Consider the following 21,246-nt stretch of genomic DNA (forward strand, 5'->3'; position numbering starts at 1 on the left):
TCCCGCGGGACCGTCGCGGCCCGCCCGTGCCGCGTCCGTCGGAGCCGTTGTCAGTGGCGGGGTGCACGATGGGGAACATGACCGGCTCCGCTCTCGATGCGTTCTCCCCCGCGACCCGCGGTTGGTTCACGGGGGCCTTCAGCGCGCCCACCGCCGCGCAGGAGGGTGCGTGGCGGGCGATCGGCGAGGGGTCGGACGTCCTCGTCGTCGCGCCGACCGGATCGGGCAAGACCCTGGCCGCGTTCCTCGCCGCGCTGGACCGGCTGGCCGCCGTTCCACCGCCCGCCGAGGCGAAGAAGCGCTGCCGCGTGCTGTACGTGTCCCCGCTCAAGGCGCTCGCCGTCGACGTGGAGCGCAATCTGCGCTCTCCGCTGACCGGCATCCGCCAGGAGTCGGTGCGCCTGGGGCTGCCCGAGCCCGAGGTGCGGGTGGGGATCCGCTCCGGCGACACCCCGGCCGCCGAGCGCCGGTCCATGGCGACCCGGCCCCCGGACATCCTGATCACGACCCCCGAGTCCCTGTTCCTGATGCTGACGTCCTCGGCCCGGGAGGCCCTGGCCGGTATCGAGACGGTGATCCTGGACGAGGTGCACGCGGTCGCGGGGACCAAGCGGGGCGCCCATCTCGCGCTGTCGCTGGAGCGGCTCGACGAGCTGCTGCCCCGCCCGGCCCGGCGCATCGGCCTGTCGGCCACGGTCCGCCCCGTGGACGAGGTGGCGCGCTTCCTCTCGCCGCGGCGGAAGGTGGAGATCGTCCAGCCGCCGTCCGCCAAGCGCTTCGACCTGTCGGTGGTCGTTCCCGTGGAGGACCTGGGCGAGCTGGGAGGTTCCCCCGCCGCCGACCCGGAGTCCGGGGCCCCGGCGGAGAAGCCGTCGATCTGGCCGCATGTGGAGGAGCGCATCGCGGACCTCGTCCAGTCCCACCGTTCCACGATCGTCTTCGCCAACTCGCGCCGTCTCGCCGAGCGGCTCTGCAACCGGCTCAACGAGATCGCCTACGAGCGCGCCACGGGCGAGACGATGCCCGAGGCCCACTCCCCCGCCGAGATCATGGCGGAGTCGGGCGCGGCGAAGGGCGCCCCTCCGCTGCTCGCGCGGGCCCACCACGGTTCGGTCTCCAAGGAGCAGCGCGCCCAGGTCGAGGAGGACCTGAAGGCGGGCCGGCTTCCCGCCGTGGTCGCCACGTCGAGCCTGGAGCTGGGCATCGACATGGGCGCGGTCGACCTGGTGATCCAGGTGGAGTCACCGCCCTCGGTCGCCTCCGGGCTGCAGCGGGTCGGCCGGGCCGGGCACCAGGTGGGCGCGGTCTCCACCGGCGTCGTCTTCCCGAAGTACCGGGGCGATCTGGTGCAGGCGGCCGTGGTCACGGAGCGGATGCGCGAGGGGTCCATCGAGGCGCTGCGGATCCCGTCCAATCCGCTGGACGTGCTGGCCCAGCAGTTGGTGGCGATGGTCGCCCTGGACAGCTGGCAGGTGGACGAGTTGCTGGCGGTGACCCGCCGGGCCGCTCCGTTCGCCTCGCTGCCGGAATCGGCGTTCACCGCGGTGCTCGACATGCTCGCCGGCCGCTATCCGTCGGACGCCTTCGCCGAGCTGCGACCGCGCGTGGTGTGGGACCGCGTGGCCGGTACGGTCACGGGCCGTCCCGGCGCCCAGCGCCTCGCCGTCACCTCCGGGGGCACCATCCCCGACCGGGGACTCTTCGGGGTCTTCCTCGCCGGCGCCGACCCCAAGAAGGGCGGTGGCCGGGTCGGTGAGCTGGACGAGGAGATGGTGTACGAGTCGCGCGTCGGCGACGTCTTCACGCTGGGCACGACGTCCTGGCGGATCGAGGACATCACCCGCGACCGGGTGCTGGTCTCGCCCGCCCCGGGCGTGCCCGGACGGCTGCCGTTCTGGAAGGGCGACCAGCTGGGCCGCCCGCTGGAGCTGGGCCGGGCCCTCGGCGCCTTCCTGCGCGAGCTCGGCGGGCTGTCCGACGAGGACGCCCGACACCGCCTGCTGGCCGCGGGGCTCGATGCCTGGGCCGTGGACAACGTGCTGGCGTATCTGGACGAGCAGCGCCGCGCCTGTGGTCATGTGCCGGACGACCGGACCGTCCTCGTGGAGCGTTTCCGCGACGAGCTGGGCGACTGGCGCGTCGTGGTGCACTCGCCGTTCGGCGCCCAGGTGCACGCCCCCTGGGCGCTCGCCCTCGGCGCCCGCCTCTCCGAGCGGTACGGGATGGACGCCCAGGTCATGCATGCCGACGACGGCATCGTGCTGCGGCTGCCGGACGCCGACATGATGGGCCTGGACCTCCTCGACTTCGACCCCGCGCCGAGCCCCGGGGCGGAGGACGGAGGCGCTCCGCCCCCGCCGGCCGGGGCGGCCTTCGACAGCGACCAGCCGCCGGTGGGCGCCGCCGACGTGGCCTTCGCCCAGGGCGAGATCGCCCAGATCGTCACGGACCAGGTCGGCGGTTCCGCTCTGTTCGCCTCCCGGTTCCGTGAGTGCGCGGCCCGCGCGCTGCTGCTGCCCCGGCGCAGCCCCGGAAAGCGCACCCCTCTGTGGCAGCAGCGCCAGCGCGCCGCCCAGCTCCTTCAGGTCGCCTCCGAGTTCGGTTCCTTCCCCATCGTTCTGGAAGCGGTCCGCGAGTGCCTCCAGGACGTCTTCGACGTCCCCGGGCTCACGGAGGTGATGGGCGATCTGGAGGCCCGCCGGATCCGCCTGGTGGAGGTGACCACCCAGGAGCCGTCCCCCTTCGCCCGTTCGCTCCTCTTCGGCTACGTCGCCCAGTTCCTGTACGAGGGCGACTCGCCTCTCGCCGAGCGGCGGGCCGCGGCCCTCTCGCTCGACTCCCGTCTGCTGGCCGAGCTGCTGGGCCGCGCGGAGCTGCGCGAACTGCTCGACGCCGATGTCCTGACCGAGCTGGAGCAGGAGCTCCAGTGGCTCACCGAGGACCGGCGGATCAAGGACGTCGAGGGCGTCGCCGACCTGCTGCGGGTCCTCGGTCCGCTCACCGACGCCGAGCTGGCGGCGCGCGGCGCGGAGGACGGATGGGCGGCGGAGCTGGAGTCCGCGCGCCGGGCCATCCGGGTCCGCATCGCCGGTGCCGGTCACTGGGCGGCGATCGAGGACGCGGGGCGGTTGCGCGACGCCCTGGGCACGGCGCTTCCGGTCGGTGTCCCCGAGGCATTCACCGAACCGCTGAAGGACCCTCTCGGCGACCTCCTCGCGCGCTACGCCCGGACGCACGGCCCGTTCACCTCCGCGACGGCCGCCGCCCGTTTCGGTCTCGGGACCGCGGTCACCGACGGAGCGCTGCAACGGCTGGCCGCCGCCGGCCGGATCGTCCAGGGCGAGTTCCATCCGGCGGGCATCGGCCAGGAGTGGTGCGACGCCACGGTGCTGCGCCGGCTGCGGCGCCGCTCGCTCGCCGCGCTCCGCCACGAGCTGGAGCCGGTGCCGGCGGCGGCGCTGGCGGGCTTCCTGCCCCAGTGGCAGCATCTGGGCGGCAACGGTCTGCGGGGCATCGACGGACTGGCCCGCACGATCGAGCAGTTGCAGGGCGCTCCGGTCCCGGCGTCCGCGCTGGAGAAGCTGATCCTGCCGGGCCGGGTCGCCGGCTACACCCCGGCCCTCCTGGACGAACTCACCACGACCGGCGAGGTTGTCTGGGCCGGAGCGGGCGCTCTCCCGGGCAAGGACGGCTGGCTCGCCCTCTATCCCGCCGACAGCGCGCCCCTGTTGCTCCCGCCCCCGCATCCGCTCGAACTCAGCGCCCTGCACGAGTCCGTGCTGACGGCTCTCGGCGGGGGCTACGGCCTCTTCTTCCGCCAGATCGCCGACCAGGTCCGGGCGACCACCCACCCCGACGCCACGGATCCGCAGCTGGCGGACGCCCTGTGGGACCTGGCCTGGTCGGGCCGGCTCACCAATGACACGCTCGCCCCGCTGCGGGCGCTCCTGGGCTCCGGGCGGACCGCGGGTTCGACCGCGCACCGCGCGAGACGCGCGGTGCCGCGCGGACGGTACGGCTCGCTGACCGCCGCGTCCCGTCCGGTCTCGCGCACCGGGCCGCCCACGGTCTCGGGCCGCTGGTCGCTGCTGCCGCCCCTCGTCCCCGAGCCCACGCACCGGGCCCACGCCCTGGCCCGCACGCTGCTGGACCGGCACGGGGTGGTGACCCGGGGCGCCGTCCAGGCCGAGGGTGTGGAGGGCGGCTTCTCCGCCGCGTACCGGGTGCTGTCCGCGTTCGAGGACAACGGGCAGGCGCGCCGCGGCTATGTCGTGGAGGGGCTGGGGGCGGCCCAGTTCGCGATGGACGGCGCGGTCGACCGGCTGCGCGCCGTCTCCACCGCGCTCGACCGGCGGGAGCCGGGCGCCGAGGCGCGCGCCCTGGTCCTTGCCGCGGCGGACCCGGCCAACGCCTACGGCGCGGCCCTGCCCTGGCCCGAACCGCCGGCCGGTGCGGGGCACAAGCCGGGACGCAAGGCGGGTGCCCTGGTGGTCCTCGTCGACGGCGCGCTGACCCTGTACATGGAGCGCGGCGGCAAGACCCTGCTCTCCTGGCCGGCCGATCCGGACGACCCCGCACTCCGCGCGGCCGCCGCCGCACTGGCCGCCGCGGCCCGCGCGGGCGCCCTCGGCACGGTCACGGTCGAGCGCGTCAACGGCGTCTCGGCGCTGACCTCCCCCCTCGGACGCACGTTGGAGGCAGCGGGCTTCCTCGCCACACCCAGGGGGCTGCGCCTGCGCGCCTGACACAGGGGCCCGGGGCAGGATCCCGCCCCAGCCCCACACGCACCGCGCCCGCACGCACCGCCTCCGCGCGTCCGGACCACGCCCCACACGCACACACCGGGGCCCGCCGCGAAGCCACGCCCCGCCCCCACCGGGCCGCGCCCCGTCAAACCGGCTGCTCCCGTGCCACGCCCCCGCCCCCGCCCATCCCACGCATCATGGAGGCATGCCCGAGGGAGACACCGTCCTGCAGACCGCGAAGCGCCTCCACGGCGCGCTGGCCGGTCAGGAGCTCACGCGGTCCGATCTGCGCGTGCCGCGGTTCGCCACGGCGGATCTGAGCGGCCGCGGGGTCCTTGAGGTCGCCGCGCGCGGAAAGCACCTGCTGACCCGCGTCGAAGGCGGTCTGACGCTCCACAGCCATCTGCGCATGGACGGCGCCTGGCGGGTCTTCGCGCAGGGCGAGCGCTGGCGCGGCGGGCCCGCGCACCAGATCCGCGCGATCCTGTCCACCGCCACGCACACGGCCGTCGGCTACCGTCTCCCGGTCCTCGAACTGCTGCGGACCGAGGACGAGGAGCGGGCCGTCGGCCATCTCGGCCCGGATCTGCTGGGACCCGGCTGGGACCCGGACCTCGCGCTGCGGAATCTGCTCGCCGCCCCCGCACGGCCGCTCGGCGAAGCCCTTCTGGACCAGCGCAACCTGGCAGGCATCGGCAACATCTACAAGTGCGAGCTCTGCTTCATGGCCCGCGCCACGCCCTGGCTGCCGGTCGGTGAACTGCCGCCACGCACGGCCGCCCTCCTCGTGACGACGGCCAAGCAGCTCCTCGAAGCCAACCGGGACCGCCCGGTCCGGATCACCACCGCCGCCGTCCGGCCCCGTACCGGAACGGGCCCGGCGCCGCGCCCCCGGCGTCCCGTCGACGACCTCTGGGTCTACGGCCGCGCCCACCGCCCCTGTCTGCGCTGCGGCACCCCCGTCCGCACGGCGGAGCAGGACGCCCGCCCCACGTACTGGTGCCCCCACTGCCAGACCGGGCCCGCTCCCCACAGTTGACGGACCGTCAGATCCAGTCGTACGGTCCGGTCATGCCACTCGCCGCGTACGACCTCACCGGCCGCTCCGCGTTCGTCACCGGCGCCGCCGGCGGTATCGGCCGCGCCACCGCCGTCCTGCTGGCGGAGGCGGGCGCCGCCGTCCACTGCGCCGACCTGGACGAGAAGGGCCTCCGGGAAACCCTGGAGCTGATCACCGCGGCAGGTGGTGAAGCCCACCTCCATCCGCTCGATGTCACCGACCGCAACCGGGTCCGGGCCGCCGTCGCGGCCGCGGGCGATCTGGACGTACTGGCGGCCGTGGCCGGGATCATGCACTCCAGCACCGTGCTGGAGACCGCGGACGAGGATCTCGACCGGGTGCTGGCCGTCAACTTCAAGGGGGTGCTGTACGCCTGCCAGGAAGTGGCCCGCACCCTGGTGGCACGGGGCGCGCCCGGCTCACTGATCACCATGGCCTCGGGCGCGGTGGACTCCGCCGGCCCGGGCCTGCTCTGCTACAGCGCGGCGAAGGCCGCCGTGGTCCAGCTGACCAAGACCCTGGCCACCGAGCTGGGCCCGCACGGCATCCGCGTCAACGCGGTCGCCCCGGGCTGGATCCGCACCCCCATGACCGCACGCCACGACAGCGAACAGCAGCACCGGGCGGAGGCGACGATGGCGCGCGTCGCGCCGCTGGGCCGGGTCGGCGAGCCCGACGAGGTGGCGCACACGGTGCTGCACCTGGCATCGGACGCCTCGTCCTTCATGACGGGCCAGATCCTCCGCCCGAACGGCGGCGTCGCCATGCCCTGGTAGCCCGCCACGCCCGTCCGGGGGCCCAGGACCGCCCCGTAGCCACCCTCGTACGCCAGGACCGTCCCGCCTCGCGCACGCCGTCGGCGCAGCGCCTGAGCAGACGCGTCCCGGCGTCGAATATGCCGATCGGCCGGGCCGTCGCGGCCACGTGCACGGGCAGCAGGCTGAGCCCCCAGCCGCCCGCCGCCACCGCACCCTCGACGACCCCCGCGTGCGCCGGTTCCAGGACGAGGCGCAGCACGGCCCACCACCACACGCCGCCGAGCACGAGTGCCGGCACCCATCGCCGCACCATGGCCGCCTCCTCCACCGAACGTAATCCGGCGCGATCGCCCGAGGGGAGAGCGCACCGGTGCAGTACCGGCGCGCACGGCGCGGCCGTACTCCCTCACGCCGTCCGCTCCGCCCCGGTCGGCCGGGCGCGCAAGCCCGCGGTCGGCACGCACCACGATGGCATAGATCAGGCAAAACAGTCATTCGGGGAATTCTTTGGAGCCGGGCACGCGGAAGCCCCGGCCCACCCCTGAGGGAGGACCGGGGCTTCCGGCTTCACACCGGACCGAACGGGTCAGGCGGCGACGACATCCACCGCTTCCGCGGGTGCCTTGATGGTCACCCGCCCCGTCGGTACACCCGTCACCGAAGAGACGGAATTGAGCATGGGGCGCACCGGTACAGGTACCGGATCGCTGGCCGCTGCCGACTCGGCCAGCTCCGCCAGGGACAGCTCATCGCTGACTTCACGCATGAGCTCGGACATCCGTACGTCAAGCGCGTCGCAAATGGCGGAGAGCAGTTCGGAGGATGCCTCCTTCTGCCCCCGCTCCACCTCGGAGAGATAGCCGAGCGAAACTCGGGCGGACGAGGAGACTTCGCGCAGAGTACGGCCTTGGCGCTGGCGCTGCCGACGCAGCACGTCACCAAGCAGGCGACGGAGCAGAATCATCGGTGGCTCCCTCCTCGGACCGCGTAGCCGCATCCTTCACGCCCCACCGTACCGCCTAGCGCTGCGGCCGTGCGGGGAGCGATGTCGTGTTCACTCAGGGCTGCAAACATCAATTCCCCCCGTTGTGTTCCGTATCCTGTGCCCTCGCGTACCCGCCGAGTTCGCCGGAGAGCAGTTCGAGCACGCTCCGTACACTCTCTCTACGGATGTCCGCCCGTCCGCCGTTCAACCGCAGTACGGCCACTTTCCCGACGTCAGCGGGCCCGCTGACAGCGACGAACACCGTTCCGACCGGCTGTCCGTCCTGGGGGTCGGGACCCGCGACACCGGTCGTCGCCAGCCCCCAGTCCGCGCCGAGCACCCGGCGTACGCCGGTCGCCATCCGGCGCGCGACCTCCGCGTCCACCGCCCCCCGCTCGGCGAGAAGGCCGGCGTCCACTCCCAGGACTTCACTCTTGAGGGGGGTCGCATAGGCCGTCACGGACCCGCGGAACGCCCGGGAGGCTCCGGGGACGGACGTCAGCTCCGCGGCCACCAGCCCGCCGGTCAGCGACTCGGCGACGGCGAGGGTCTCCCCCCGTTCGACGAGCAGCCGCAGCACGCGGGCCGCGGGTGTCACCGCTCGGCCTCCGCGGCGCCGGAAGCGGCATTGGGAGCCGGGTCACGGTCCGGGTCCCCGGAGGACGCCCGGTCCGTGCCCCGGGGCGGCTCCTGGGACGCCTGCGGGGCGGAGGAGTCGTCCGAGGGCGCTCCGGCCGCCGCCGCGGCCTTCTCCGCCGCGATCCCCTGGCGCCTCAGCACGATCGCCTGGCGGACGTAGTCCAGACCGGTGACGACGGTGAGCACGACGGCCACCGCCATGACCCAGAAACGCAGCGTGGCCAGCGGACCGACCAGTGCCAGGACGTACATCCCGACGGCGGTCCCCTGGGCCAGCGTCTTCATCTTGCCGCCGCGGCTGGCCGGAATCACTCCGTGTCTGATCACCCAGAACCGCATCAGCGTGATCCCCAGCTCCCGGAAGAGGATCACGCCCGTGACCCACCACGGAAGATCACCGAGGTACGACAGGCAGATCAGCGCGGCCCCCATGATCGCCTTGTCGGCGATCGGGTCGGCGATCTTCCCGAAGTCGGTGACCAGGTTGTACGTACGCGCCAGATGTCCGTCGAACAGGTCGGTGATCATGGCGACGGCGAAGGCCGCCCAGGCGAAGGAACGCCAGGCCGGGTCGTATCCGCCGTTGTGGAGCAGGAGCACGACGAATCCGGGAACCAGGACCAGCCGGGCCATCGTCAGCAGATTGGCGATGTTCCACAGACTGGCCTGATTGACGGCCGCAGCACCCAGCTTTCCGCCGCGGACCGGCGTCGCGCCGGACCCACCTGCCGCGGATGCCGGGACTCCGGTCATCTGCCTACCTCCGCGAGTTCACAGCATTCGGCCACCAGGTCCACGCCCTCGGTGCCCACGACCTTTGCCTCGACCATACGGCCGGGGACGAGCCCCTCGCGTGCGGTGAAGAGCACCTGACCGTCCGTTTCGGGCGCCTGATGGGCCGCACGGCCGATGGCGCGCGACTCGTCCTCGGTGGGGTCGACCGACTCGACCAGCACCTGGACCGACTCCCCGACGCGCTCCTCGGCCCGCTGCGAGGTCAGCTCCTCGGCCAGCTGCGAGATGTGCGCGAGGCGCTCGGCGATCGTGTCGGCGTCCAGCTTGTCGTCGTATCCGACCGCCTCGGTGCCCTCCTCGTCGGAGTAGCCGAAGACGCCGATGGCGTCGAGACGGGCGTGCGAGAGGAACCGTTCCAGCTCGGCCAGGTCCTCCTCGGTCTCACCGGGGAAGCCGACGATGAAGTTCGACCGGGCTCCGGCCTGCGGGGCCTTGCCGCGGATGGTGTCCAGGAGCTCCAGGAAGCTGTCGGTGTCACCGAAGCGTCGCATGGCGCGCAGCACGCCGGGGGCGGAGTGCTGGAAGGAGAGGTCGAAGTAGGGCGCGACCTTCGGCGTCGACGTCAGGACGTCGATCAGGCCGGGGCGCATCTCGGCCGGCTGGAGGTAGCTGACCCGGATGCGCTCGATGCCGTCGACGGCCGCCAGCTCGGGCAGCAACGTCTCCAGCAGCCGGATGTCGCCGAGGTCCTTGCCGTAGGAGGTGTTGTTCTCCGAGACCAGCATGACCTCCTTGACGCCCTGCTCGGCCAGCCAGCGGGTCTCGCCGAGGACGTCGGAGGGGCGGCGGGAGATGAAGGAGCCGCGGAACGAGGGGATGGCGCAGAAGGAGCAGCGCCGGTCGCATCCGGAGGCCAGCTTCACCGAGGCGACCGGGCTGGTGCCCAGTCTGCGGCGCAGCGGCGCCCGCGGACCGGAGACCGGGGCGACACCTTCCGGAAGGTCGGCGGGGGCGGGGGCGGCGGCCTGCTGGGCGTGTCCGGGCAGCGCCACGGCGGCGTCCTGCCGGTCGGCCGGGCTGATCGGCAGGAGCTTGCGGCGGTCGCGCGGCGTGTGGGAGGCGTGGACGCCCCCGCTGAGGATGGTCTGAAGGCGGTCGGAGATGTCCGCGTAGTCGTCGAATCCGAGGACTCCGTCGGCCTCCGGCAGGGCCTCGGCGAGGTCCTTGCCGTAGCGCTCGGCCATGCAGCCGACGGCGACGACGGCCTGGGTGCGGCCGTGGTCCTTCAGATCATTGGCTTCGAGCAGGGCATCGACGGAGTCCTTCTTGGCGGCCTCGACGAAGCCACAGGTGTTGACCACGGCGACATCGGCATCGGAGGCATCCTCGACGAGCTCCCAGCCGTCCGCTGCCAGGCGGCCTGCGAGCTCCTCCGAGTCCACCTCGTTACGGGCGCAGCCAAGAGTGACAAGGGCGACGGTACGGCGTTCGGGCATGGGCTCAAGACTACTTTGTCCCGACGACAGCCCCGCCGCGCAGGGTTCGTCAGTGACAGCGAGTGACAAAGACGGCGGGCGCCGGGCCCGAAGGCCCGGCGTCCGCCGTGGTCCGTCCGTCCGCGGCCGCGGGGTCAGCCGACCTCGGGGTCGCCCTTGGTGTAGGAAAGCCGTTCGACCTGTCCCGGCTGGAACTGGTCCTCGACCTTCTTGCCGTTGACGTACAGCTCGATCGAGCCGGCGTTGCCGAGGACGAGGTCGACCCGCTCCTTGTCCTGGAAGGTCTTCGACTCGCCCTGCTGGAGGGTGCCGTCGAAGAGGGACCGGCCGTTGTGGTCCTTGGCCGAGATCCAGCTCTTGCCCTGGGTGGCGCTGAGCCGGACCGTGACCTTGTCCTGCGGAGCGGCGGCGATGGCGCTGTCCGAGGGGGCGGGCTTGGGGTCGGCGTGCTTGCTGCCGGCCGGTTTCGGGGTGATCTTGTCGGAGGTCGGGCCCTCGGCGACACGGCCCGCGGTCGGGGAGTCGTCGCCGCCCTTGAAGAAGGTGAAGCCGACGAAGCCGACCACGGCGACGATCGCCGCGACCATGGCCGCGGTCCAGTTGGGCCGACGGGGTTCGGAACGGATCCGTTCGGCTTCGAACAGCGGCGCCGCGGGGGTGGGTGCGGGACGGCCGCCGTGCTCGCCGTCGTACTGCGAAACCAGCGGTTCCGGATCGATGCCGACGGCCCGTGCCAGCGTGCGGATGTGCCCGCGGGCGTACACGTCGCCGCCGCAGCGGGAGAAGTCGTCCTCCTCGATCGCGTGCACGATGGGGATGCGCACCCGGGTGGACGTGCTGACCTCTTCGACCGTGAGACCTGCGAGGATGCGGGCCTGCTGGAGCACTCGACCGATCGAAGGCCGGTCGTCTTGGGGGGAGTTGCCGATGGACACGGGGGCGCCTTTCGAGCGTGAGCCACCTGCTGGGTGTTCAGTCTAGGGGGGGTGCGAAAGAGTGGGGCAACCGGGAGCACGACTTTGTACGCCATCAGATTCGAACAGAGTCGGTCTCGCCGGAACGTCCCGGGGCGGGACGTCGTAGTGTCCCTCCCTTCAACTTGACGTACGGCTTCACGAAACGGTTGCCCGCGAAATCCTCACGAACCCGTATCCCCCCGGATCAGTGCCAGCACTCCGTCGAGCTCGTCCGGTTTGACGAGGACATCGCGCGCTTTGGACCCCTCGCTCGGTCCGACGATGTTCCGCGACTCCATGAGGTCCATCAGCCGGCCCGCCTTCGCGAAGCCCACCCGGAGCTTGCGCTGGAGCATCGAGGTCGAGCCGAACTGGGTGGACACGACCAGTTCCGCCGCCTGGCAGAGCAGGTCGAGGTCGTCGCCGATCTCCTCGTCGATCTCCTTCTTCTGCTTGGTGCCGACCACGACGTCGTCGCGGAAGACGGGCGCCATCTGGTCCTTGCAGTGCTGGACGACCGCCGCGACCTCGTCCTCGGTCACGAAGGCGCCCTGCATGCGGGTCGGCTTGTTCGCGCCCATCGGGAGGAAGAGCCCGTCGCCCTTGCCGATGAGCTTCTCGGCTCCGGGCTGGTCCAGGATGACGCGGCTGTCGGCCAGCGAGGAGGTGGCGAAGGCGAGCCGCGAGGGCACGTTCGCCTTGATCAGGCCGGTGACGACGTCGACCGAGGGACGCTGGGTGGCGAGCACCAGATGGATGCCGGCGGCGCGGGCCAGCTGGGTGATCCGGACGATCGAGTCCTCCACGTCCCGGGGGGCCACCATCATCAGGTCGGCCAGCTCGTCGACGATCACCAGCAGATAGGGGTACGGAGCCAGCTCGCGCTCACTGCCCTCCGGCGTCTTGAGCTTGCCGGTGCGCACCGCGTGGTTGAAGTCGTCGATGTGGCGGTAGCCGAAGGCGGCGAGGTCGTCGTAGCGCAGGTCCATCTCGCGCACGACCCACTGAAGGGCCTCGGCGGCCTTCTTGGGGTTGGTGATGATCGGGGTGATCAGATGCGGGATGCCCTCGTACGCGGTCAGCTCGACGCGCTTGGGGTCGACGAGGACCATCCGGACGTCCTCGGGCGTCGCGCGGACCATGATCGAGGTGATCAGGCAGTTGATGCAGGACGACTTGCCGGAGCCGGTGGCGCCCGCGACCAGGACGTGCGGCATCTTCGCCAGGTTGGCCATCTCATAGCCGCCCTCGACGTTCTTGCCGAGCGCGACGAGCATCGGGTGGTCGTCCTCCGCCGCGTCCGCGAGCCGCAGCACGTCACCGAGGTTGACCATCTCGCGGTCGGAGTTGGGGATCTCGATGCCGACGGCGGACTTGCCCGGGATCGGCGAGATGATCCGGACATCGGGGCTGGCGACGGCGTACGCGATGTTCTTGGCGAGGGCCGTGATCCGCTCGACCTTCACGGCCGGGCCCAGCTCCACCTCGTAGCGCGTGACCGTCGGCCCCCGGGTGAAACCGGTGACGGCGGCGTCCACCTTGAACTCGGTGAAAACATTGGTCAGGGACGCGACGATCGCGTCGTTCGCGGCGCTGCGGGACTTGCCGGGGCCGCCGCGCTCCAGCAGGTCGAGCGAGGGCAGCGCATAGGTGATGTCGCCGGAGAGCTGGAGCTGCTCGGCCCGGGGCGGCAGCGGCGTGGACTCCGCGCGCTCGGGGACCGGCTTCGTCAGATCGGGTACGCCACCGGCGGGCGTCGCGCTGCGCTCGCCCGGCCGCCGGGCGGGCTCCGCCTCCCGGGCGCCCGGCACCGGAGTGCCCGCGCGCTCGCGGTCGACCGAGACGCCCTGGGTGAGGTCGGCGACGACCGGTGAGGGCGGCATGCCGTTGAGCACCGCGCCGTCGAGCGCGGCCGCCGCGGCGGCGGCGACGTCCACCGCGTCCATGGTCCGGTTCATCGCGGGCTGTACGGAGGGCCGGCGCGGCCGGCGCCGCTTGGAGAGCGCGTCCTCCTCGGCCCGGTCGGGGTCGTACGCCTCGTCCGCAGGGCGGGCGGCGGACCGGCGGGAGCGGGCGGGCAGCGACTCGCGCCACTGCTCGTCGTACCGCTCGTCGTCGTCCCCCTCGTACTCCTCGGGGCCGGGCAGCGGGTCGATCAGGCCGAGTTTGGTGCCGAGCAGGCGCAGCCGCTGCGGAATGGCGTTGACCGGGGTGGCGGTGACGACCAGCAGCCCGAAGACGGTCAGCAGCAGGAGCAGGGGGACGGCCAGCACCTCGCCCATCGTGTAGATCAACGGCTTGGAGGCGGCCCAGCCGATGAGCCCGCCGGCGTCCTGCATGGCCGAGGTGCCGTCCTCGCGGCCGGGGGCCCCGCAGGCGATGTGGACCTGGCCGAGCACGCCGACGACGAGCGCGGAGAGCCCGATGACGATGCGGCCGTTGGCCTCGGGCTTCTCCGGGTAGAGGATCAGCCGCACGGCGACCGCGCCCAGCAGTATCGGGACGAGCAGGTCGAGCCGGCCGAAGGCCCCGGTGACGAGCATCTCGACGAGGTCGCCGACCGGTCCGCGCAGATTGGACCAGGTTCCGGCGGCGACGATCAGCGCGAGGCCGAGGAGCAGCAGCGCGACGCCGTCCTTGCGGTGGGCGGGGTCGAGCCCTTTGGCGCCGCGCCCTATGCCGCGGAACACCGCGCCGACGGCGTGGGCCGTGCCGAGCCAGACGGCGCGGACCAGGCGCACCACTCCGCTGGTGGGCGAGGGTGCCGGTTTGGGCGGGGCGGCCTTCTTGGCCACCGCTTTCTTCGCGGGCGCCTTCTTGGCGGGCGCGGACTTCTTCGCCGCGGTCTTCTTGGCGGGCGCGGCTTTCTTCGCCGCACCCGGGCCACCGCCGACGCGCTTCGCGGTGCCCGCCGTGCCCTGGGAACCCTTGCCGGACGTACGTGAGGCCATGGGGCCGAGGTTACCGGTGTCTGCTGCGGTGAACACGTGCGCGTGATGGTTCACCCGACCGTGTCGCCCTGCGGGGGACGCGAACTGACGCGTCCTCACGGAGCCGGTACGGCCGAAACGCCCTGACGGCACGGCCCGTTCCTCGAAGAGTGCTGCCGTACGGCGTCGGCCTGCGGTCAGTTGACGCCGCGGACCGGGCCCCGCCCGGAACAGGGCCGGACGTTACGTGGTGAGGGGCGCCGGTCCGCCGCCCGTGCCCGGCTCCAGCGCGTCCAGCGCCCGGCGCAGACCGGTGAGCTTGCGCTCCAGATGGGCGGCGGTGGCCACGGCCGCGGCGTCCGCCGATTCGTCGTCGAGCTGCTTGGAGAGCGCCTCGGCCTGCTCCTCGACGGCCGCGAGGCGCGCGGAGAGTTCGGCGAGCAGCCCGGCGGGCTCCTTCTCGTGGTCGGCGCCCGGCTGGCCGCCCTCCAACTGGAGCCGCAGCAGCGCCGCCTGCTCGCGCAGCTGGCAGTTCTTCATGTACAGCTCGACGAAGACCGAGACCTTCGCCCGCAGCACCCAGGGGTCGAACGGCTTCGAGATGTAGTCCACCGCGCCGGCCGCGTACCCCCGGAAGGTGTGGTGCGGACCGTGGTTGATCGCGGTGAGAAAGATGATCGGGATGTCACGGGTCCGCTCGCGGCGCTTGATGTGCGCCGCGGTTTCGAATCCGTCCATGCCCGGCATCTGGACGTCCAGCAGGATGACCGCGAAGTCGTCCGTGAGTAGCGCTTTGAGCGCCTCCTCCCCTGACGATGCCCGGACCAGTGTCTGATCGAGCGCAGAGAGGATGGCCTCCAGCGCCAGCAGATTCTCCGGTCGGTCATCGACCAGGAGGATCTTGGCCTTCTGCACCATGGCCCGTCCTCCTCGCCCCGGAATTGCACCGGGCGCCGCCCCAGGGGACGACTCCCTTACGCCGTCCGTCCTTGTGCCGGTCATGGTAGCCGCACCCCGCCCGTCACCACACCCTGTCACCGCGATGTCACTGTGCACACAGGGAAAACGCGGTGGGAGACGAGAAGGTTCCCCGGAATCCGTCTCCCCACACTTCTTCGGACACAGCCGGTCAACAAATCACGATTGATTCGCCCAATTGACGATCACTCTCCGCGCATCCACTGCTCCATAACCGAAAACAGATGATCGGAATCGACCGGCTTGGTGACGTAGTCGGATGCGCCCGACTCAAGCGCCTTCTCCCGGTCCCCCTTCATCGCCTTCGCGGTCAGCGCGATGATCGGCAGCCCCGCGAACTGCGGCATCCTGCGGATCGCCGTGGTCGTCGCGTATCCGTCCATCTCGGGCATCATGATGTCCATCAGTACGACCGTCACATCGTCGTGCTGCTCCAGGACTTCGATCCCCTCACGCCCGTTCTCCGCGTAGAGCACCGCGAGTCCGTGCTGTTCCAGCACGCTGGTCAGCGCGAAGACGTTGCGGATGTCGTCGTCGACGATCAGCACCTTCTCCCCGTTGAACCGGAACGTCCTGCGGCTCTCCGGCTCCTCCTGGCCCGCGGCCGGCCAGGCCTCCTGCCCGGCCTGCTGGGGCTCCGCGGCGGCCGGCCGGGCCGGCAGCGCGGGCTGCGGCGCCGGACCGCCCAGGGCCTTGCGGCGGCGCCGCAGCAGGCCGGCCGCGCCGCCCTGCTCGGTCCCGCCGCCCGAGGAACCGCCGGACCCCGGCCCGTAGCCCTGCGCGCCTCCGGGCAGGCCCTGTGGCGGCGTCTGGCCCGGCGCCGGCGGCCTGCCGCCCTCGACCGGTGCGCCGTGCACCTCCAGCGGGCCGGGAGCGATCTGCGGGTAGCCCTGCGGCGGGAGTTCGCTCGGGTGCAGCGGCAGGTACAGCGTGAACGTGGAACCGCGGCCGGGTTCGCTCGCCGCATGGATCTCGCCACCGAGCAGCCGGGCGATCTCACGGCTGATGGAGAGCCCGAGGCCGGTGCCGCCGTACTTCCGACTGGTCGTCCCGTCCGCCTGCTTGAACGCCTCGAAGATGACCAGCATCTTGCTCGACGCGATCCCGATGCCCGTGTCGGTCACCGAGAACGCGATGAGGTCGCCGTCCGCGTCCCGCAGCGAACCGGCCTCCAGCAGCTGCTCCCGGATGGCGTCCGGCACCTCGGCGCCCGCGTGCCGGATCACCAGCTCCACGGCGCCGCTGTCGGTGAACTTCACCGCGTTGGAGAGCAGGTTGCGCAGCACCTGGAGCAGCCGCTGCTCGTCCGTGTGCAGCGTCGCCGGCAGTTCCGGCGAGACGCGGACGGAGAAATCCAGCCCCTTTTCCGCGGTGAGTGGCCGGAACGTCGCCTCCACGTAGTCGACCAGCTGGACCAGGGCGATCCGGGTCGGGCTGACGTCCATCTTGCCCGCCTCGACCTTCGACAGATCGAGGATGTCGTTGATCAGCTGGAGCAGGTCGGACCCGGCCCCGTGGATCGTCTCGGCGAATTCGACCTGCTTGGGCGAGAGATTGCCCTCGGCGTTGTCGGCGAGCAATTTGGCCAGAATGAGCAGCGAGTTGAGCGGGGTGCGCAACTCGTGGGACATGTTGGCCAGGAACTCCGACTTGTAACGCATCGAGACCGCGAGCTGTTCGGCACGCTCCTCCAGGACCTGGCGCGCCTCCTCGATCTCGGTGTTCTTGACCTCGATGTCGCGGTTCTGCTGGGCCAGCAGCTCGGCCTTCTCCTCCAGTTCGGCGTTGGACGCCTGGAGGGCCTTCTGCCGGTTCTCCAACTCCTGCGACCGGTCGCGCAATTGCTCGGTCAGCTCCTGCGACTGCTCCAGGAGCTTCTCGGTCGTGGTGTTGACGCTGATCGTGTTGACGCTGGTGGCGATCATCTCGGCGAGCTGGTTGAGGAAGTCCCGCTGGATGTGTGTGAACGGCTGGAACGAGGCCAGTTCGATCACACCGAGGACCTTGCCCTCGAAGAGCACCGGCAGCACGATCACATGCGCGGGCGGCGCCTCGCCGAGTCCGGAGGAGATCTTCAGGTACCCCGGCGGCACGTTGTCCACCTGGATGGTCCGCTTCTCCTCGGCGGCCGTGCCGATGAGCGTCTCCCCGGGCCGGAAGGACGTGGGCATGGAACCGGCCGAGTAGCCGTAGCTGCCCCGCATCCTCAGCTCGTACGAACCGTCCTTGTCGCTCTCCGCGCCGAGCGCGTCGGTGTCGCCGGTCGCCATGGCCAGGAAGAAGGCCCCGTGCTGCGCGGAGACGACCGGGGTCAGCTCGCTCATGATCAGGGAGGCCACGTCGTCCAGATCGCGCCGGCCCTGCATCAGGCCGGAGATCCGGGCGAGGTTGCCCTTGAGCCAGTCCTGCTCCTTGTTGGTCGCCGTGGTGTCGCGCAGGTTGGCGATCATCGTGTTGATGTTGTCCTGGAGGGCCTGGATCTCGCCCGCCGCGTCGACGTCGATCTTCAGGTTGAGGTCGCCGCGGGTCACCGCCGTGGCGACGGCCGCGATGGCCCGCACCTGGCGGGTCAGGTTCCCGGCCATCTCGTTCACCGACTCGGTGAGGTCGCGCCAGGTGCCGTCCACGTCCCGCACCCGTGCCTGACCGCCCAGCTGCCCCTCGGTGCCCACCTCACGGGCCACCCGGGTCACTTCCTCGGCGAACGACGAGAGCCGGTCGACCATCGTGTTGATGGTGTTCTTCAGCTCCTGGATCTCGCCCCGGGCGTCGATGTCGATCTTCTTGGTGAGGTCGCCCTTGGCGATGGCCGTGGTGACGGTGGCGATCTGACGGACCTGACCGGTCAGGTTGGAGGCCATCGAGTTCACCGACTCGGTGAGGTCCTTCCACGTACCGGAGACGCCGGGCACCCGGGCCTGACCGCCCAGCTCGCCCTCCGTGCCCACCTCGCGGGCGACGCGGGTCACCTCGTCGGCGAACGATGACAGCGTCGTCACCATCGTGTTGACGGTGTCGGCCAGCTCGGCGACCTCGCCACGCGCCTCGACGGTGACCTTCTTCGTGAGGTCGCCGTTGGCGACCGCGGACGAGACGCGGGAGATGTTCCGCACCTGACTGGTCAGATTGTTGGCCATCAGGTTGACGTTGTCGCTGAGGTCCTTCCAGATGCCCGTCGCACCGCGCACCCGGGCCTGGCCGCCGAGGATGCCCTCGGTCCCCACCTCTCGGGCGACCCTGGTCACCTCGTCGGCGAAGTTGAGCAGCTGGTCGACCATCGTGTTGACGGTCGTCACCAGTTCGAGGATCTCGCCCCGGGCGTCGACCGTGATCTTCTTGGAGAGGTCGCCGTTGGCGACGGCGGTGGTGACCTCGGCGATGTTGCGCACCTGGAGGGTGAGGTTGTTCGCCATGCCGTTGACGGACTGCGTGAGGTCCTTCCACGTACCGGAGACGCCCTGCACCTCGGCCTGACCGCCGAGGATGCCCTCCGTACCCACCTCGCGGGCCACCCTCGTGACCTGCTCCGCGAAGTTCGACAGCTGGTCGACCATCGTGTTGAGCGTGTTCTTGAGCTCCAGGATCTCGCCGCGCGCGTCCACGTCGATCTTCTGCGACAGGTCACCGCGCGCGACCGCCGTGGCGACCTGCGCGATGTTGCGGACCTGGGCGGTGAGGTTGCCGGCCATGCCGTTCACCGAGTCCGTCAGATCACGCCACACCCCGGCCACACCTGGCACCTGGGCCTGCCCGCCGAGCCGTCCGTCGGTGCCCACCTCGCGGGCCACCCGGGTCACCTGCTCGGCGAAGGCGGAGAGCTGATCCACCATCGTGTTGATGGTGTTCTTCAGCTCCAGGATCTCGCCGCGCGCGTCCACGTCGATCTTCTGCGACAGGTCGCCCCGCGCGACCGCCGTGGTCACCTGCGCGATCTGGCGGACCTGGGAGGTGAGGTTTCCCGCCATGAAGTTGACGGAGTCGGTCAGTTCCTTCCATGTGCCGGAGACGCCGTCGACCCGCGCCTGACCGCCGAGCCGGCCCTCCGTACCCACGTCGCGCGCCATCCGCGTCACCTGGTCGGCGAAGGACGACAGCTGCGCCACCATCGTGTTGACGGTGTTCTTCAGCTCCAGCATCTCGCCGGCCACGTCCACCGTGACCTTCTGCGACAGATCACCGTTGGCGACCGCGGTGGTGACCTGGGCGATGTCGCGCACCTGACCCGTCAGGTTGCGGAACGCCGTGTTCACGGAGTCCGTGAGGTCCTTCCACGTACCCGCCGCGCCCGGCACCTCGGCCTGCCCGCCGAGCCGCCCCTCGACGCCGACCTCACGCGCCACCCGGGTCACTTCCGAACCGAAGGACTGGAGTTGGTCGACCATCGTGTTGACGGTGTTCTTCAGCTCCAGCATCTCGCCGGCCACGTCCACCGTGACCTTCTGCGTCATGTCGCCGCTGGCCACCGCCGTCGTCACCTGGGCGATGTCGCGCACCTGGATCGTCAGGTTCCGGAAGACCGTGTTCACCGAGTCGGTGAGGTCCTTCCAGGTCCCCGCGGCGCCCGGCACCTGCGCCTGGCCACCGAGCACACCCTGACCGCCGACCTCGCTGGCCACCCGGGTGACCTCGTCGGCGAAGGTGCGCAGCGTCTCGGTCATCTGGTTGATCGTCTCGGCGAGCTGGGCGACCTCGCCGCGCGCGCTCACCCGGACCTTCTGCGACAGGTCGCCGTTGGCGACGGCCGTCGTCACCTCCGCGATGCCGCGCACCTGGGAGGTGAGGTTGCCCGCCATCGTGTTGACGGAGTCCGTGAGGTCCTTCCACACGCCGGCGACACCCGGCACGGTCGCCTGACCGCCCAGCTCGCCCTCCGTGCCCACCTCACGGGCGACGCGCGTCACCTCGGAGGAGAACGAGGACAGCTGGTCGACCATCGTGTTGACGGTGTTCTTCAGCTGGGCCATCTCACCGGCCACATGGACGGTGACCTTCCGCGACAGGTCCCCCTTGGCGACCGCCGTCGTCACCAGCGCGATGTCCCGCACCTGCGCGGTCAGCCGGTACGCCATGGTGTTGACGGAGTCCGTGAGGTCCTTCCAGGACCCGGACATCCCCCGCACCTGGGCCTGCCCGCCGAGCTTGCCCTCGGTGCCGACCTCGACGGCCACGCGCGTCACCTGCTCGGTGAAGGCCGAGAGCTGGTCGACGAGGTTGTTGACCGTACGGGCGACCTTCAGGAACTCGCCGCGCAGCGGCCGTACCGTCTCGTCCGCCGTGTGCGAGCGCAGCTCCATCCGCTGCTCCAGGTCACCGTCGGCCACCGCCGACAGCACCCTCCCGACCTCCGAGACCGGGCGGGCGAGATCGTCGACCAGTTCGTTGGACGCGTCGATCGCGGCGGCCCAGGACCCCTCGCAGGCCCCCGTCTCCAGCCGCTCGGTGAGCTTGCCCTCGCGGCCGACCACGCGCCGTACGCGCGCCAGCTCGCCCGTGAGGTGCACATTGCGGTCCGCGACCTCGTTGAAGACCGCCGCCAGCTCGGCCATGATCCCGTCGCCCGACACGGTCACACGCCTGCGGAAGTTGCCGTCGCGCATGGCCACCAGACCGGACAGCAGTCTGTTCAGTGCGGCGGCGTCGACCTCGACCGTTCCATTGCGCTGCTTCTTCACGGACTGTCCGCCTTTACTGCGCGTACCTGATCCCCGCGCCGCCACGTCAGACTCCACCGTGTCCCTCCCGCAGGGGTTGACCGAATCGCTCGGGCCTTGTCCGAGAGCTTGCCCAGATCCTCTGGGGCTCATCGCCACCGCCCACCGTCGACGGGTGACCATGTGGACGTCAAATCGTTGAAACGTACCAGGCCGGAACCGGTCGGGGTGGAACCTCCCGGGGTTGTCCCCCATCCCCGCATGAGGAAGCCCACACTTGTCCGGTCACAGGCCTCTTCCTGCCCGTCCTTGC

General features: G+C 71.4%; 12 protein-coding genes. 3 read left to right on the forward strand and 9 right to left on the reverse strand.

Annotated elements, in window-relative coordinates:
* Nucleotides 1-77 precede the first annotated feature (77 nt).
* The 3 genes from ACFVDM_RS28995 (at nucleotide 78) to ACFVDM_RS29005 (ending at nucleotide 6,581) form a co-directional block, all read left to right on the forward strand.
* On the forward strand, nucleotides 78-4,745 hold the full coding sequence (locus ACFVDM_RS28995; RefSeq protein WP_383646610.1) for a DEAD/DEAH box helicase: 4,668 nt from the start codon (nucleotides 78-80) through the stop codon (nucleotides 4,743-4,745).
* A 205-nt stretch (nucleotides 4,746-4,950) separates the two neighbouring features.
* A complete protein-coding gene (locus tag ACFVDM_RS29000) occupies nucleotides 4,951-5,784 on the forward strand; it encodes a DNA-formamidopyrimidine glycosylase family protein (RefSeq protein WP_383646613.1) in 834 nt (277 codons plus the stop codon).
* A gap of 32 nt (nucleotides 5,785-5,816) precedes the next feature.
* The gene (locus tag ACFVDM_RS29005) at nucleotides 5,817-6,581 is read left to right on the forward strand and encodes an SDR family NAD(P)-dependent oxidoreductase (protein WP_383646616.1); all 765 of its coding nucleotides are present in this window, start codon (nucleotides 5,817-5,819) and stop codon (nucleotides 6,579-6,581) included.
* On the opposite strand, the gene ACFVDM_RS29010 is transcribed toward ACFVDM_RS29005, so the two are convergent.
* The 9 genes from ACFVDM_RS29010 to ACFVDM_RS29050 form a co-directional block, all read right to left on the reverse strand.
* Entirely contained in the window at nucleotides 6,529-6,876 is a 348-nt protein-coding gene (locus ACFVDM_RS29010; RefSeq protein ID WP_383646619.1) for a hypothetical protein, read from the reverse strand. The genes ACFVDM_RS29005 and ACFVDM_RS29010 overlap by 53 nt on opposite strands.
* Before the next feature lie 273 nt (nucleotides 6,877-7,149).
* Entirely contained in the window at nucleotides 7,150-7,527 is a 378-nt protein-coding gene (locus tag ACFVDM_RS29015; protein WP_383646622.1) for a helix-turn-helix domain-containing protein, read from the reverse strand.
* Between the two features lie 109 nt (nucleotides 7,528-7,636).
* Nucleotides 7,637-8,146, reverse strand: coding sequence for a CinA family protein (locus tag ACFVDM_RS29020; protein WP_383646625.1), 510 nt, complete (start codon nucleotides 8,144-8,146; stop codon nucleotides 7,637-7,639).
* Nucleotides 8,143-8,940 (reverse strand): CDP-diacylglycerol--glycerol-3-phosphate 3-phosphatidyltransferase, encoded by a 798-nt coding sequence (gene pgsA / locus ACFVDM_RS29025; RefSeq protein ID WP_383646628.1) that lies wholly within the window; start codon nucleotides 8,938-8,940, stop codon nucleotides 8,143-8,145. The genes ACFVDM_RS29020 and pgsA overlap by 4 nt, the downstream gene beginning before the upstream one ends.
* On the reverse strand, nucleotides 8,937-10,418 hold the full coding sequence (gene rimO / locus ACFVDM_RS29030) for a 30S ribosomal protein S12 methylthiotransferase RimO (protein ID WP_383646631.1): 1,482 nt from the start codon (nucleotides 10,416-10,418) through the stop codon (nucleotides 8,937-8,939). Before rimO ends, pgsA begins: the two co-directional genes overlap by 4 nt.
* Before the next feature lie 134 nt (nucleotides 10,419-10,552).
* Nucleotides 10,553-11,353 (reverse strand): helix-turn-helix domain-containing protein, encoded by an 801-nt coding sequence (locus ACFVDM_RS29035; RefSeq protein ID WP_383646634.1) that lies wholly within the window; start codon nucleotides 11,351-11,353, stop codon nucleotides 10,553-10,555.
* 203 nt (nucleotides 11,354-11,556) lie between these two features.
* Nucleotides 11,557-14,325 carry a DNA translocase FtsK gene (locus tag ACFVDM_RS29040; RefSeq protein WP_383646637.1) on the reverse strand — a complete coding sequence of 923 codons (2,769 nt, stop codon included), beginning with the start codon at nucleotides 14,323-14,325 and terminating at the stop codon, nucleotides 11,557-11,559.
* 222 nt (nucleotides 14,326-14,547) lie between these two features.
* The gene (locus tag ACFVDM_RS29045) at nucleotides 14,548-15,222 is read right to left on the reverse strand and encodes a two-component system response regulator (protein WP_383646640.1); all 675 of its coding nucleotides are present in this window, start codon (nucleotides 15,220-15,222) and stop codon (nucleotides 14,548-14,550) included.
* A 245-nt stretch (nucleotides 15,223-15,467) separates the two neighbouring features.
* On the reverse strand, nucleotides 15,468-20,954 hold the full coding sequence (locus tag ACFVDM_RS29050) for a HAMP domain-containing protein (RefSeq protein WP_383646643.1): 5,487 nt from the start codon (nucleotides 20,952-20,954) through the stop codon (nucleotides 15,468-15,470).
* Nucleotides 20,955-21,246 lie beyond the last annotated feature (292 nt).

It is taken from the genome of Streptomyces sp. NPDC057682, assembly GCF_042799575.1.
Taxonomy (GTDB): domain Bacteria; phylum Actinomycetota; class Actinomycetes; order Streptomycetales; family Streptomycetaceae; genus Streptomyces.